This is a genomic window from Hyphomicrobium sp., assembly GCF_020852195.1.
Lineage (GTDB): Bacteria > Pseudomonadota > Alphaproteobacteria > Rhizobiales > Hyphomicrobiaceae > Hyphomicrobium_C.
The window spans coordinates 1-14,483 of sequence record NZ_JADZBI010000127.1; the positions used below are offsets into that span (position 1 = coordinate 1).

The window sequence follows — 14,483 nt, forward strand, 5'->3', positions numbered from 1 at the left end:
GGACTGAGGTCGTCCCGGCGGCGTCGAGCGTTACGAGCGCAGCGGCCGCTCCGGCGGCGGTCGCGCCAGCCACGACCGACCGCTTCGGCAGGGCCCTCACCGGCGGCGCGGGTCCCTCCGTGCCGCCCGTGTTCCAGCCGGGTCAGCCCGTCGTCGAGGTTCAGCCGCCGCCTGCTCCGGCCCCGCAGCCTGTCGTCGCCCGCACCGCGCCGCCTCCTCCGGCACCGCCGCAGCGCGATGTGCTTCATCCCGAGCCTGCACCGGCGCCGCAGCGGGCCGCGCCGCCTAGCCTGCCACCGGAGCCTGCTCCGAGCCCCGCACCCGCTGCGGAGCCTGAGCCCTCTACCGGCGATAGCTATACGCAGATTGCCGTCGCCGCGGCCGCCGCGGCGCTGGCCGCAGCCCGGGCAAGGGAGGCGGAAGCCGAGGCGCCTGCCGAGCCCGAGGCCGCTCCGGATGAGGATACGGTTGGGGCTGAGATCGATGATGATTCCTCCTCCCGCTTCGGAACACCGGCGGCTTCCACACCGCTCGAACCGGCGCCCGGCGAGCCGGTGGACGATCTCACGCGCATCCGCGGCATCGATGTCGAGCTCAAGGAGCGGCTCATCCGCTACGGCGTGCACACCTTCGCTGCGATCGCGGCCTGGACGCCGGAGGACGTGCGCGGGGTCAGCCAGACGCTCGGCTTTCAGGGGCGGATCGAGCGGGAGAACTGGATCGAGCAGGCGCAAATCCTCGCGGCCGGCGGGGATCCAGGGCTTGCGCCACGCGTCGCGCCGGCTGAGGCCGCCGTGCCCGTCGATGGCGATCGTCTCAACCGCATCCTCGGCATCGATCCCCAGTCGGAAGACCTCCTGCGCGCCAACGGTGTGACGCAGCTCGCCCATATCGCCGCCTGGAGCGGGGACGATATCGTGTGGTTCGAAGGGTTGCTCGGGGCTCCCGGGCGTATCTCGCGCGAGGGCTGGGTGGAGCAGGCGCGTTTCCTTGTTCGCGGCTTGGCACCGGCTGCTGCTGAGGCGCCGGAGGCTCTTCCTTCCGATGCGGCTCCGGCTGCGAGCGCGCCGCGCAGCGACATCTATGTGGCGCTGCGGTCCGTGCGCTCCGAAGCGTTGCGGGGCGACGGCGTCGTCGGCGTTACGACCGACGCTGTGGACGACCTCAAGCGCATCCGCGGCATCGGCGTCTTGATCGAGAAGCGGCTCAACTCGCTCGGCATCACTGCGTACGAGCAGGTGGCCAACTGGACGCGCGCCGACATCGACCGCATCAGCGGGCTACTGGACTTCAAGGGCCGCATCGAGCGCGAGAACTGGATCGAGCAGGCGCGCATTCTGGCGTCGGGCGGGCAGACGGAGTTCTCGCGCCGCGTCGACCGCGGGGATGCGTAGCGTTTTTATCGGTAGATGGCCTGAGGCGATGTGGTGACGCGTCTGGATCCCGGCCTTCGCCGGGATGACGTTTGCCGGTCGATTTTAGAGCTTCCAGGCGGAGTGGATGGCGGCGATGCCGCCCGTGAGGTTGCGTACGGACACGCGCTCGAAGCCCGCCTCTCGGATCATGGCCGCGAAAGCCTCCTGGTTCGGGAAACGGCGGATGCTCTCGACGAGGTAGCGGTACGGCTCGGCCGCGCCGGCAGCGAGCTCTCCGAGGCGCGGGATCACCTCGAAGGACTGGAAATCGTAGAGGCGGTCGAGCAGCGGCACCTGGCACTCGGAGAACTCGAGGCACAGGAAGCGGCCGCCGATCTTGAGCACGCGATGGGCCTCGCGGAGCGCGGCGTCGATGTGGGTGACGTTGCGGATGCCGAAGGCGATCGTGTAGGCGTCGAAGGCGCGATCGGGAAACGGCAGCGCCTCCGCGTTGCCTTGCGCCAGCGTGATGCGTGGCGCGAGCCCCTTGTTGGAGACCTTGGAGCGCCCTTCCTCCAGCATCTCCGGACTGATGTCGGCGAGCACGGCGGTCGCGTTCGGGCCTGAGCCCTCGGCATAGCGGATGGCGATGTCGCCGGTGCCGCCGGCCACGTCGAGCAGCCGGAACGGCCGCTCGTCGCGCGGGGCGCCAATCATGGCCACGAACTCCGCCTTCCAGAGACGGTGCAGGCCGCCTGACATGAGGTCGTTCATCAGGTCGTAGCGCGAGGCGACCGACGAGAAGACCTTGTTGACGAGGCCTTGCCGCTCGCCCTCGGGCACGGCGCGGAAGCCGAAGCTCGCGGTGCTGTCGGGTTCCTGCGGTGGGTTGGGTTCATTCGACATGGCGCGAGCTTAGACGGAATGCGGGCGGCGCGCCAACGGCTCCGACGTAACGAGCAGCGGATGCGGGGTTTGGTTAGCGAGATGCGCGGCCACGGCCTCGGCCAGCACGGGGGCGAGCAGGAAGCCGTGACGGTAGGCGCCGTTGACAAAAATGTGCCGGCCGCCGTCGCGGATCTCGGCGTGGGGCAGGTTGTCGGGAAAGGCCGGGCGGATGCCGGCCCCGGTCTCGAGGATCTGAGCCTCGGCGAAGGCCGGGTGCAGGGCGTAGGCGGTGCCCAGCAGCTCGAGCGCCGAGCGCACGGTGATCGGCCCGGTGTCCTCGCTCTCGATCACTGTGGCGCCGACGAGATAGCGCCCGCTGGTCCACGGCACGACGTAGAGCGGGTGGCGTGGATGCAGCAGGCGGACCGGGCGCGAGAGGCGGATCTCGCGGGTCTTGATCACGAGGCGCTCGCCGCGCACGCCGCGCAGCGCCGGAAGTTCGCTCGCGGAGGCCATGCCGCGGCAGTCGATGACGACGTCGGACGCCGAGGGCGAGGTCCATGCGGCGCCCAGCTCGACGGCCACGCCTGCCATGCGCGCGGCGTCGAGAAGGAAGACGAGCGCGTCGGGCGTGGTCATGTGGGCTTCGTCGGGGAAGTAGAACGCCTGGGCGAAGCGGCCGCCGAGGTCCGGCTCGAGCTCGGCGAGACCGTCAGCGTCGAGCGTCTGCGGTGGGCTCGTGGCGCGGGCGAAGCGCGTGGCCTCGGCCGAGTCCCGCGCGGCGGCGACGACGAGGCTGCCGGCGTTGACGAGGCGCGGATAGGTGGCGCGCCAGAGCGTGAGGCCGTGCGCTCCGAAGTCGCGGATCTCGGGCGCATGCTCGCTCTCGCATCCGGGAGCGAGCATGGTGCCGGCGTAGCGGCTTGCGCTGTCGGCGAAGGGAACCGAGCTTTTTTCGACAAGGCGCACGTGGTGCCCGACGCGGGCGAGTGTCAGGGCCTGCCACAGGCCCAAGATGCCGGCGCCGATGACCGTGATCGTGAGCGGCGTCTCCGTGCGGGTGATCGTGTTCTCAGTCGCCAAGGGCCACTCCTTCGCGCCGCGGATCGGCGCCGCCTTCGAGCCTGCCCGCCCGTTTTGCCACGACATGGAGGCCCGAGTTCATAAGGTCGGGCGTGATGGCATGCCCATAGCTTTTCAGCATGAGGGCCTTCCACATGGTGGACCAGCCGTACTCCAGCTCGAGCGTCTGGCCGGTGCTGCCGAAGTTGGGGAGGTCGACGGCGGCCTGGGCATCGAGCTGCCAGTCGATCAGCCCCACCAGCGTCTTTACGACGAAGAGTATGATGCGATGGCCGCCGGGCGAGCCGAGCGCGGCAAAGAGACGCCCGTCTTCGTCGAAGACGATGGTCGGCGACATGGAGCTGCGCGGGCGCTTGCCGCCCTCGACGCGGTTGGCGATCGGGCGGCCGTCCGCATCGTCGGGACGGAAGGAAAAGTCGGTCAACTGGTTGTTGAGCAGGAAGCCGCCCGCGAACAGGCCTGAGCCGAAGGGGCCCTCGATGGTCGTGGTGAAAGCCACCGCATTGCCATCGGCGTCGATCACCGACAGGTGGCTGGTGCCGGCGCTTTCAACGGTAGCGTCGGTGCCAAAGGCGCGCTTCTGAACATCGGGCGGCTCGCCCGATGTCGCCTGCGTCATGGCCTTGCCGGGGGCGATCAGCGCGCTGCGGGTGGCGACGTAGGCGGGGTCGAGCAGGCCCGCGACCGGTACGGGGATGAAGTCGGCGTCGGCGAGATAGCGGTCGCGGTCGGCGTAGGCCAGCCGCTCGGCTTCGACGATCAGGTGCATGGCGGGAATGCGCATGGCGTCGTCCGGCGTGCGGCCGAGGTCGAAGCGCTCGATCAGCTTCAAGGTCTGGCCGACGGTGACGGCGCCGGACGACGGCGGGCCCATGCCGCAGATGCGGCGTGCGCGATATTCGACGCAGACGGGTGGACGCTCGGCGACCTTGTAGGCCGCGAGATCGGCGAGGGTGAGATCGCCGGGCGTCCCCGGCGCTTCCTTCACGGTGGCGACGACCGCCTCGGCGATGGCGCCGGAGTAGAAGGCGTCGGCGCCGCCCTTGGCGAGCGCCTCCAAGGTTGCGGCATAGTCGGGGTTGCGCAGGCGGTGGCCGATCGGCAGCGGACTGCCGTTGTTGTCGAAGAAGTAGCGCCGGGCGGCCGGCGAGAGCCCTTCGGCGCCGAACCAGCGCAGCATGAAATAGAGGCGCGTCGAGATCTCGAAGCCCTCGCGCGCGAGCTTTACGGCCGGCTCGAACAGCTTCGTCCAGGGCAGCTTGCCGTGGCGCTTGTGCACGTGCTCGAGAAGGCGCGGCAGGCCCGGCGTGCCGACGCTGAGACCCGAGCGCACGGCCATGCCGAAGCCCATGGGCTTGCCATTCTGCAGGAAGCGATCAGGGCGGGCGGCGGCGGGGGCCGTTTCGCGGCCGTCGTAGGTCAAGAGCTCCTTCCTGCCTTCGTCCCAGTGCAGGAAGAAGGCTCCGCCGCCGAGGCCAGAGGACTGAGGCTCGACGAGCCCCAACACGAGCTGCGCGGCGATGGCCGCATCCGTTGCCGAGCCGCCGGCGCGCAGCATCTCGCGGCCGGCCTCGGAGGCCAGAGCATTGGCGGTCGAGATCAGGTATTTGTTTGATATAGCGAGGCTTTTCTGCGTGCGGCCACTGCCTGCCTCGGGCTCGAGCTGGGCGCGCGGGAGACCGGCCTCCTGGGCGCTTGGAGCGTGCAGCGGAGCGCAAACGAGCAGCATCAGCATAGCGCAGGTCGCTCGTCCGCCTACCGATCGGAACGCATCCCTCATGAGCAGCCCATGCTTCCGTCAGTGCTGGCGCGAATCTCAGGCATGATCCTCTCGGGGCTCGCGGTTTTCCGGCTGTCGGCGCGCCCCCCGCGCGTTCGAGGCCACGCTACCGTTCTATAGGGGCGAGCGCATGGTTGGAAACCTCCGTATTCGTGCTGGGAGCGAGGCTGCGTCCGCCGGCCTGGCTTGTGCTTGCGCGGGCTTATTCTTGTCAGATCCGAAAAGGGCAACGCCCCTCAGGGCGCTGCTCTCCATCCGCAGAGACGGTTGTCCGCGAGCGGATCGTCTATGCTGCATGAGCGCCGAAGGGTTCGAGACGGCCGAGCTACAGTGCGCTGAAAAAAGACGGCCGGAATGGTAGGGGGACCATTCCGGCCGCTGGGCCAGGACCGAGGACGCAAACGCTGGTCGATGCCGCAGGAGTGGCAGGCAGGGGACCGTAGCGGCAGAGCGTGTTGCGGGATGGGGGCCGCAAAGCTTACGACGCTACGTTTACGCAAGAACGGAACACACGCTACGCGAAGCCTTCTTCGTGTTCTCCCATCGTCGCAGTCCGGCAGGGCCGGGCCTTGTCGAATGGGTTACGCAACTTACATCCCTAGCAGTCAGGCCTCACGTCATGCTCAGGGATGCTCGTTATGCCGATCGATTTTGTTCTTTTTTTGTTCTCGTGTGCGCTGTGCGCACTTTCCCTCCGCTTGTTGCCTAGTAAACTCCCGCGACGCCTCACAAATCAGCAACCGTTGCCGGCGCGCATCGGTCGATCCGGAAGTCGCCCTGTGCGGCGCAAGATGACCACAGTGTGACTGCTCTGCTCTGCCGAGAGATTTCGGAGTCGTCTATACGAGGCATTCATACGACGGGCGCAACAATGCCAGCGGCGGATGAAGCCAGCAGAGGGAACCGGTTTCACCCTTCGCAGCTTAATGACAGCGGGAGTTCTGTTGATGTCGGTGTGGAAGGCAAAGGTTGGCGGGGTTTTGACAGCGGTGGCCGCAGCGGTCGCCCTGGCAGGCGTTCCGAGCGCGGCCAATGCGCAGGGCCTGATCGAATTCCTTTGGGGCGGAGAGCCCGAGTACGGCGGCGGCAAGCGCCAGGTCGTGAGCTTCAATCCGCAGTACAAGGCGGGGCAGATCATCGTCAGCTTCGGCGACCGGCGTCTCTATCACATCACCAAGGAAGGCCAGGCGACCAGCTATCCGATCGCGATCCCGCGCGAGCAGAGCCGCTGGCAGGGCACCACCGTGGTCTCGATGAAGCGCGAGAACCCGGATTGGCGGCCGACGCAGGAGATGCTGAAGGAAAATCCCCGGCTGCCGAGCTGGGTGCCCGGCGGGCATCCCATGAATCCGCTCGGCGTGCGCGCGCTCTATCTGGGCACCAGCACCTACCGCATTCACGGTACCGACGCGCCCTGGACCATCGGGCAGAATGTCTCGAAGGGCTGCATCCGCATGTTCAACGAGGACGTGCTCGACCTTTATCCGCGCGTGCCGGTCGGTACCAAGGTCGTGGTGACGTGGGAGCGCTTCAAGACCGGTAACGTCGAGATGTCCGACGCGTCGGGCGACGAGCCGGCGCCGAGGGCGACGAGGAAGAAGACGCGCTCCGTGGCGTCCGCTCCGAAGACCGGCTTCTTTGTCTCCGATGACGAGGCCAATCCGCCGCGTCCCGAGGAGGACATGGTGACGTACTACAGCCGCCAGCCGGACGGCACCTATTCCGAGGACAACGTCGAGGAGGTCATCGACGACGAGCAGGCAGCCGAGGAGGCCAGCCCGCCGCGTCCCCGCGAAGGGATGGTGACGCGCTACAACCGCAAGGTCGGCGCTGGCTCCATCTCGCGCTCGGCGCAGACTGCCGTTGAGTAGGCCTCGAGTAGGCGATCCATTCCAACGGGCGGCTTGCTCACGCAAGCCGCCCGTTTTGTTTGGAGTGCACGGGTGCTTGCTTTGAACATTCCTCCTCACGCGGACGCGTTTTTCATCGCGGCGCGGGTCCCCTGCAGGATTTTGGGATGCGCCGCGCCGGCTGAGCCTTCAGCTGATGTGGGTCAGCTTCCCTGGGCGAGGCAGGACTTGAGACCGGAGGCGAGGTTGCGCAGAAGTGCGTCGTAGGCGGTGGGGCCTGGATCTATGAGCGCGCCTTCGGGGTCCAGGGTTCCCGAGCGGGCGCTTGTGCCCTCGATGACGGCGTTGACGAGCTTGGCCTGGAACTGCGGCTCGCTGAAGACGCAGGCCGCCTGCAATGCCGCAAGCTTGCGGCGAATCTCGGTCAGTCGCTTCGCGGAAGGCTGGGCCTCCGGGCTTACCGTGATGGAGCCCACGGCGGCGAGGCCGAAGCGATGCTCGAAATACTGAAAGGCATCGTGGAAGACGACGAACGGCTTGTCCTTCACCGGCGCAAGCTCGCGGGCGATGTCGGCCTCGAGCGCCACGAGTGCGGCGTCCGCGCGAGCGGCGTTGGCCTTGAAGGTCTCGGCGTGGGCGGGCGAGGCCTCGGCGAGCACGCGCGCGATCTCCGAGATCATTTTGCGGGCGTTCTCCGGGTCGAGCCAGACGTGGCCGTCGCGGGTTTCGCTCTCGTGGCCGTCGTGCGCGTCGCCACCGACCTCGGCATGATGGTCGTGATCGTCATGGCCGTGATCGTGGTGGCCGTGTTTGTGCTCCTTGTCATGATCGTGGTCATGATCATGTGCGTGGCCGGCTTCGTGGCCGTGGTTGTGTGCCTCGAAGGTCTCGCCCGTGCGCACGCTCAGGAGCGTGATGCCGGGCGACTCGGCGAGAGTCACGGTGCGCACCGATTTCGGCAGCGCGGACACGATCTTGCGCGTGAACGGCTCCACTGTCTCGGAGACGCGGAAGAACACGTCGGCGTGGTTCAGCGCCCTGGCGTCCGACGGCTTCAATGCGTAGGTGTGCGGTGAGGCGGCGCCCTGGACCAGAAGCGACGGCGTGCCGACGCCCTCCATCACCTGTGCGACCAGGGCATGGACGGGCTTGATCGTGACCGTCACCTTGAGCTCCGCGGACGCGGGGCTTGCGGAGGCGAGAAGCGCGGCGGCCAGGATCGCGCATGCCGCGCCGGCGCGGGTTGTTGCTGGTGTTGATGGTGTGGTCACGGGCATCTCCAAAAACGGGTGTAACGGATACTATAACATCCATTTTGGCGCAACCGGGGCAGTCGCGCCTTGGTTCTGCTCCAATTTTTTGGCTCGTCTGCCGTGCCTCAGGTGCATCCGTGCCGCGGTCGGGCTCAACGCGTCGGTCGATGTGCTAGACTGTGTGCAAGGTGCGTTTCGGCGTCGCCTTTTTTGTGGGGCGAAGCGAGGAGGGCAGCTTGATTTCGATTTCACGGGGCTTGGCACTTTGTCTCCTGGCGCTGGGCGCGCTTCTCATCGCTCCGGTCGCGCCGGCCGGGGCGCATCCGCATGTCTGGGTGACGGTGGAGACGACGGTGGTCTACGAAGGAGGGTCCATCACCGGCCTCAAGCACAAGTGGATCTTCGACGACATGTACACGGCGATGGCTATCCAGGGCCTCGACGCCAACGGCGACGGGCAGTACTCGCGCGAGGAGCTCGCGGAACTGGCGCAGGTCAATATCGACGGGCTCAAAGAGTTCGGCTACTTCACCGTCGCCAAGCTCGGTAAGACCGTGGTCAAGTCGAAGCCGCCGGTCGACTACTACCTCGAGTACAAGGACAGCCTGCTCGCCCTCCACTTCACGCTTCCGCTCGAGCAGCCGGTGCTTGCGGACGCGCCGGACTTCAATTTCGCGGTGTTCGACGAATCGTTCTTCATCGCCTTCGATTTCGGGAAGGACGATCCGGTGAAGCTTGCGGGAGCGCCGCAGGGATGCGCCGCGAACATCGGTATTCCGGAGAACGAGCTCGCGGAACTCCAGGCGCTCAACGAATCGTTCGGCGGCCAGCTCACGACCGGAGACGCGAACGCCGGCATGGGCCTCGGGTACGCACGAACGGTGACGCTCGGCTGCAAGAAATCATGACCCGTCTTCTGTCCGCGCTCGGCGCGCTGCTCCTTTGCCTGATCGTCTCGCTCGGCGCGCTCGCTCAGGGCGAGCCTCCGAAGTCGCCGTTCGGGGTGCCGCTAGCGCCGGGTCAGACCGCCGCCGCGCCGGCGCAGAAAGTGGAGCGCAGCTTTTTCGGCGACGTCTGGTCCTATGTGCTGGCCCAGCAGCAGCGCATCAACCGGGAGCTGGCCGGCGCCGTGCGCCAGATGAAGACCGGCAACGTGCTCGACGCCACGCTGCTGCTCGCGTTTCTGAGCTTCACCTATGGCGTGCTGCACGCGGCCGGGCCCGGACACGGCAAGGCGGTGATCTCCTCCTATGTGCTCGCCAACGAGAAGACGGTACGGCGCGGGATCATGCTCTCGTTCCTGTCCGCGTTCTTTCAGGCGCTGTCGGCCATCGCCATCGTGGGTGTGCTTGCGATTGCTCTCAACGCGACGAGCCTTCAGATCTCGGCCACCGAGAAGTGGATCGAGACCATCAGTTGGGGGTTCGTGGCGCTGATCGGCATCTGGCTGCTCTATGGCCAGCTCGGTGCGCTCATCAAGCGGCGCCGCGCGGCTGCCGCTGCGGCGGCGACCTCGCATGGCGGGCATCAGCATGCCCATGCGCATCCACATGCCGACGATCACGGGAGCTGCGGGTGCGGACACGATCATGACCACAGCCACGCACATGCTCACGATCACGGCCATGCGCACGCGTACGGACATGATCATCACCATGACCATGAACACGGGGCCTGCTGCGGGCATGCCCACATGCCCGATCCCAAGCAACTCGAGGGGCCGCTGTCCTGGAGCAAGGCGATCGCCATCGCGCTCTCGGTCGGCATCCGGCCCTGTACCGGCGCCATCCTGGTGCTGATCTTCGCGCTGAGCCAAGGGCTGCTGATCGCGGGCGTGTTCGCGACATTCGCCATGGCGCTTGGCACGGCGATCACGGTGTCGATCCTTGCCTCGCTGGCGGTCGGCTCGCGCGAGGTGGCGAAGCGGATGGCCGGCGGCGAGAGCCGGCTGGCGGGGGCGGTGGCCACGGGCGCCGGGCTGCTTGGCTCGACGCTCGTGTTCCTGATGGGCGCCACGTTCTTCGTCGCCTCGCTCGGTGGAGGGACGGTCTCGCCGCTTTAGACTTCCCGGCCGGCGTATTCCCCTCTATGGGAGGCGGCGAACTCCGCTCCGATCAGACCCAGGGCCGTCATGAAGCTCTACCGCGCTTTCGCTACCGTCGGCGGCCTGACGCTCGTCTCGCGTGTGCTCGGATTCCTGCGCGACATCGCCTTCGCGTGGGCCTTCGGCGCCGGCTGGGTGGCGGACGCCTTTAACGTGGCTTTCCGATTTCCCAACCTGTTCCGGCGGCTGTTCGGCGAGGGGGCCTTCAACTCGGCCTTCATCCCACTGTTCGCCAAGGAGCTCGAAGGGGGCGGCCGCGATGCGGCGCGTGCGTTCGCCGAGGAGGCGCTGAGCGGTCTTTTCGCTGTGCTGGTGGCGCTAACGGTGGTCGACATCCTCACGATGCCTTGGATCATGTATCTCCTGGAGCACGGCTTCAGCGCCACGCCTGAGAAGTTCGACCTCGCGGTGCTGCTGACGCAGATCACCTTCCCCTATCTGCTCTGCATGTCGCTCGTGGCGCTGTTCTCGGGCGTGCTCAATACGTTCGGGAAGTTCGTCGAGAGCTCCGCGGTCTCGATCGTGCTCAACCTCACGCTGCTCGCCGCGATTTTCATCGGCTTCGGGCTCGGGTTCCGAAACGAGCCGGGCGGCGGCATCGTGCAGGCGATTGGCGTGTTCATTGCCGGCGTGCTGCAGCTCTGGCTCCTGATCAGCGGGCTTCGGCGCAACAACTTCACGCTCAGGCTCCGGCGGCCGAGGATGACGGAGGGCATGCGCCGCCTGATCACGCTTGGCATCCCGGGCGTCGTCGCGGGCGGCGTGACGCAGCTCAACATCATGATCGGCACCATCATCGCCTCGCAGGAGCCGGGCGCGGTCTCGCAGCTCTACTATGCGGATCGGCTCTACGAACTGCCGCTCGCCATCGTCGGCATCGCCATCGGCGTCGTGCTGCTGCCGGACGTGTCGCGGCAACTCAGGGCGGGCAACCACACGGGCGTGCTCGACAGCCAGAACCGCTCGCTCGAGTTCGCGATGCTGCTCACGGTGCCGGCGGCGGTGGCGCTGGCGGTGGTGCCGATCCCCATTGTCAAGGTGCTGTTCGAGCGCGGGGCGTTCACGGCCGCGGACACGGCGAGCACGGCGGCGGTGCTGTCGGTGTTCGCGCTCGGGCTGCCGGCGTTCGTGATGATCAAGGTGTTCTCGCCCGCCTATTTCGCGCGCGAGGATACCAAGACGCCGATGCGCTACGCCGTGCTCAGCCTGACCGCGAACACGATCGGCTCGATCGTGCTGTTCTTCCTGTTCCGCCGTCTCGGCTACCTGCCGCACCTCGGCATCGCAGTAGCGACTACGCTTGGCGGTTGGCTCAACGCGGGGCTGCTGTGGGCAACGCTCGTCCGGCGCAGGCACTTCGTGCTCGACGGCAGGATGCGGCGTGCGTTCGCGACCATCCTGCTCTCCTCGCTCGTGATGGGCGTTGCGCTCCTCGCCGCGGCGCATCTCCTCGGGGTGTATTTTGCGCCGGATCGCGGATTCCTGGTCCATGCGCTCGCGCTCGCGGTGCTGATCGCGGCCGGGTTGGCGATCTACGCCTTGGTCGTGTTGGCGACCGGGACGATCAACCTCCGGCAATTGCGCAAGCTCATCCGCCGTAGCTGAGCGCGGGCCTTGCGCGCGAGGCTTGGCCGCGCCATAACCCGCGCCTGACAGAGGGCCGACGGGTCGAGGGCAATGGAACTTCAGGAACGTGTTTTCTCAGGCATGCAGCCTACGGGCAGCCTGCATCTCGGCAACTATCTCGGCGCCATGGTGCAGTGGATCGAGATGCAGAAGACGCATGAATGCATCTACTGCGTCGTCGATATGCACGCGATCACCGTCTGGCAGGACCCCAAGGAGCTCAGGCACGCCATCCGGCAGGTGACGGCCGCTTACATTGCTTCCGGTCTCGATCCGAAACGGAGCATCCTGTTCAACCAGAGCCAGGTGTCGGCGCATGCGGAGCTGGCCTGGATCTTCAATTGCGTCGCGCGCCTCGGCTGGCTCAACCGCATGACGCAGTTCAAGGAGAAGGCAGGCAAGGACCGCGAGGCGGCGTCGGTAGGGCTTTATGCCTATCCGAACCTGATGGCGGCCGACATCCTGGCCTACCGGGCGACGCATGTTCCCGTCGGCGAGGACCAGAAGCAGCACCTCGAGCTGGCGCGCGACATCGCGCAGAAGTTCAACAACGACTTCCGCGCCGAGATCGAGGCCAAGGGCTACAACGACGGCATCTTCTTCCCGCAGCCGGAGCCGGTGATCACGGGGCCGGCGACGCGCGTCATGAGCTTGCGCGACGGCACGAAGAAGATGTCGAAGTCGGAGCCTTCCGACATGTCGCGCATCAACCTGATGGACGATACGGACGCCATCTCCGAGAAGATCAAGAAAGCAAAGACGGACATGGAGCCGGCGCCGCCGGCCAATCTCGAGGAGCTGAGCACCCGGCCGGAGATCGACAACCTCGTCGGCATCTACGCGGCACTGGCCGGCGTCTCCAAGCAAGCGGCGCTCGATCTGCTGATCTCGACGTCCACGGAAGGGCCGAGCATCTTCACCGGCTTCAAGCGCGCTCTGACGGAGGTCGCTACCCAGAAGCTGGGTCCGATCCGGGCGGAGATCGTGCGCCTCATGGACGATCCGGCGGAGATCGACCGTGTGCTGGCTGACGGCTCGACGCGGGCGCGCGCCATCGCCAGCCCGATCCTGGACGAGGTCAAGGATATCGTCGGCTTCATTAGGTCGTGATGTCACCATCTTCCCCCTCGAGTGGGGAGGATGGTGGGTCGCTTCCTCGCGTCTGTTGTGGACTTCGCATTCGCGTGGCAGCATCGCGGGCATGATGCTCGAGTATCGCAAACGTCGCGCCTTCGAGGCCGGACACGCCCGGAAGTTCCTGCTCATCGTCGATGAGAGCCCGGAGGTGGAGAGTGCGCTCTACTATGCCGCGGCGCGGATCGTGCGCTCGTCCGGCATGATCCTCATGCTGTACGTCATCGAGCCGCAGGATTTCCAGCACTGGGCGGGCGTGCGGCAGGTGCAGATCGAGGAGGAGACGTTGAAGGCGCGGGCGCTGTTCCGGCTGTTCCGGCGCAAGCTGCACCTTGTCGGCTTCGAGAACATCCCCTGCGAGGAATTGGTGCGCGAGGGCGTCAAGGCGGACGAGATCATGAAGACCATCGCAGAGGACGAGGATGTCTCCATCCTGGTGCTCGGCGCCTCGACCGACCCCAAAGGGCCGGGGCCGCTCGTTTCCATGCTGGCGGCGGGATCGGCCGCGGGATCGTTCCCGATTCCCATTACCGTGGTGCCCGGCAATCTGGCCTTCGATGACATCGTGGCACTGGCCTGATGCCCTCGATGCGGCCGAAAGAGCTTGTGGCGCGTGTGAAAAGCCCGACGTAAGGGCTAGACAATTGTCGAAGGCTTCCTTACTTGCTAGAATAATTCTAAAGATGCGACCGAGTGGGGCATGTCAGGCCCCGAGGAGACGACGACATGTTCATTCAGACCGAGGCAACGCCCAATCCTCAGACGCTGAAGTTCATCCCCGGCCAAACGGTGCTCGAGGACGGAACGGCAGACTTCCGTGCCAAGCGTGACGCGGAGTCATCGCCGCTCGCTCGGCGCCTGTTCAACATCGACGGCGTGACGGGAGTGTTCCTCGGCTCCGACTTCATCTCGGTGACGAAGTCCGATGCCGAGTGGCAGCACCTCAAGCCCATGATCCTCGGTGCGATCATGGAGCACTACATGTCCGGCGCGGCGGTGGTTGACGGCGAGGGCGCCAACGATGCGGCCGACGGCGCCTATGATGCCGAGGACGCGGACGTGGTCGCGACGATCAAGGAGTTGCTCGAGACGCGCGTGCGCCCGGCCGTGGCGCAGGATGGCGGCGACATCACGTTCGCCGGGTTCCGCGACGGCATCGTCTACCTGCACATGCGCGGCGCATGCTCGGGTTGTCCGAGCTCGACGGCGACGCTCAGGCACGGCATCGAGAACCTGCTCCGGCACTTCTGTCCCGAGGTGGAGGAAGTGCAGGCGGTCTGAGCCCGGGCCGCTGGGAACCCCGCTCTTTGGCTGGACCTATGATTCACGCTTCGGACTGATGGAGTCCGCGAGTGATCATGGTGCGGCCGGCGGGGTTTTTTCTTGCGACGGCGGACACTTCGCGTCCAT

12 protein-coding genes are annotated in these 14,483 nt (G+C 66.7%); 8 read left to right on the forward strand and 4 right to left on the reverse strand.

Translation table 11 applies throughout. From position 1 onward, the window contains the following. A partial coding sequence (locus tag IT540_RS10165; RefSeq protein ID WP_291176735.1) for a helix-hairpin-helix domain-containing protein occupies nucleotides 1-1,394 on the forward strand: 1,394 nt, incomplete at its 5' end. Nucleotides 1,395-1,478: 84 nt separating this feature from the next. Here IT540_RS10165 and ubiE read toward each other — a convergent pair. From ubiE to ggt, 3 genes are read right to left on the reverse strand one after another with little or no spacing between them, the layout of a single operon-like run. After that, nucleotides 1,479-2,261: a bifunctional demethylmenaquinone methyltransferase/2-methoxy-6-polyprenyl-1,4-benzoquinol methylase UbiE gene (gene ubiE / locus IT540_RS10170; RefSeq protein WP_291176738.1), complete on the reverse strand. Its 783-nt coding sequence runs from the start codon at nucleotides 2,259-2,261 to the stop codon at nucleotides 1,479-1,481. Between the two features lie 9 nt (nucleotides 2,262-2,270). Next, nucleotides 2,271-3,326, reverse strand: coding sequence for an FAD-dependent oxidoreductase (locus IT540_RS10175; protein ID WP_291176741.1), 1,056 nt, complete (start codon nucleotides 3,324-3,326; stop codon nucleotides 2,271-2,273). After that, nucleotides 3,316-5,061 (reverse strand): gamma-glutamyltransferase, encoded by a 1,746-nt coding sequence (gene ggt / locus IT540_RS10180; protein WP_291176744.1) that lies wholly within the window; start codon nucleotides 5,059-5,061, stop codon nucleotides 3,316-3,318. The genes IT540_RS10175 and ggt overlap by 11 nt, the downstream gene beginning before the upstream one ends. Nucleotides 5,062-6,053: 992 nt before the next feature. Between ggt and IT540_RS10185 the strand changes: the two genes are divergently transcribed. After that, complete coding sequence (locus IT540_RS10185; protein WP_291176746.1) at nucleotides 6,054-6,977, forward strand: L,D-transpeptidase; 924 nt, start codon at nucleotides 6,054-6,056, stop codon at nucleotides 6,975-6,977. Between the two features lie 182 nt (nucleotides 6,978-7,159). On the opposite strand, the gene IT540_RS10190 is transcribed toward IT540_RS10185, so the two are convergent. Then, nucleotides 7,160-8,227, reverse strand: coding sequence for a zinc ABC transporter substrate-binding protein (locus tag IT540_RS10190; protein ID WP_291176749.1), 1,068 nt, complete (start codon nucleotides 8,225-8,227; stop codon nucleotides 7,160-7,162). A 239-nt stretch (nucleotides 8,228-8,466) separates the two neighbouring features. Here IT540_RS10190 and IT540_RS10195 point away from each other — a divergent pair, with 239 nt between their 5' ends. The 6 genes from IT540_RS10195 to IT540_RS10220 all read left to right on the forward strand — a co-directional run bounded on the left by IT540_RS10195 (nucleotide 8,467) and on the right by IT540_RS10220 (nucleotide 14,354). Then, nucleotides 8,467-9,117, forward strand: coding sequence for a DUF1007 family protein (locus IT540_RS10195; protein ID WP_291176752.1), 651 nt, complete (start codon nucleotides 8,467-8,469; stop codon nucleotides 9,115-9,117). After that, nucleotides 9,114-10,271, forward strand: a complete 1,158-nt coding sequence (locus IT540_RS10200; protein WP_291176755.1) for a nickel/cobalt transporter — start codon at nucleotides 9,114-9,116, stop codon at nucleotides 10,269-10,271. Before IT540_RS10195 ends, IT540_RS10200 begins: the two co-directional genes overlap by 4 nt. Nucleotides 10,272-10,340: 69 nt before the next feature. Then, nucleotides 10,341-11,918, forward strand: a complete 1,578-nt coding sequence (murJ, locus tag IT540_RS10205) for a murein biosynthesis integral membrane protein MurJ (protein WP_291176758.1) — start codon at nucleotides 10,341-10,343, stop codon at nucleotides 11,916-11,918. A gap of 72 nt (nucleotides 11,919-11,990) precedes the next feature. Then, on the forward strand, nucleotides 11,991-13,049 hold the full coding sequence (gene trpS / locus IT540_RS10210) for a tryptophan--tRNA ligase (protein ID WP_291176761.1): 1,059 nt from the start codon (nucleotides 11,991-11,993) through the stop codon (nucleotides 13,047-13,049). Between the two features lie 91 nt (nucleotides 13,050-13,140). Beyond that, the gene (locus IT540_RS10215) at nucleotides 13,141-13,653 is read left to right on the forward strand and encodes a universal stress protein (protein WP_291176764.1); all 513 of its coding nucleotides are present in this window, start codon (nucleotides 13,141-13,143) and stop codon (nucleotides 13,651-13,653) included. Nucleotides 13,654-13,799: 146 nt separating this feature from the next. After that, the gene (locus tag IT540_RS10220; RefSeq protein WP_291176767.1) at nucleotides 13,800-14,354 is read left to right on the forward strand and encodes a NifU family protein; all 555 of its coding nucleotides are present in this window, start codon (nucleotides 13,800-13,802) and stop codon (nucleotides 14,352-14,354) included. Nucleotides 14,355-14,483 lie beyond the last annotated feature (129 nt).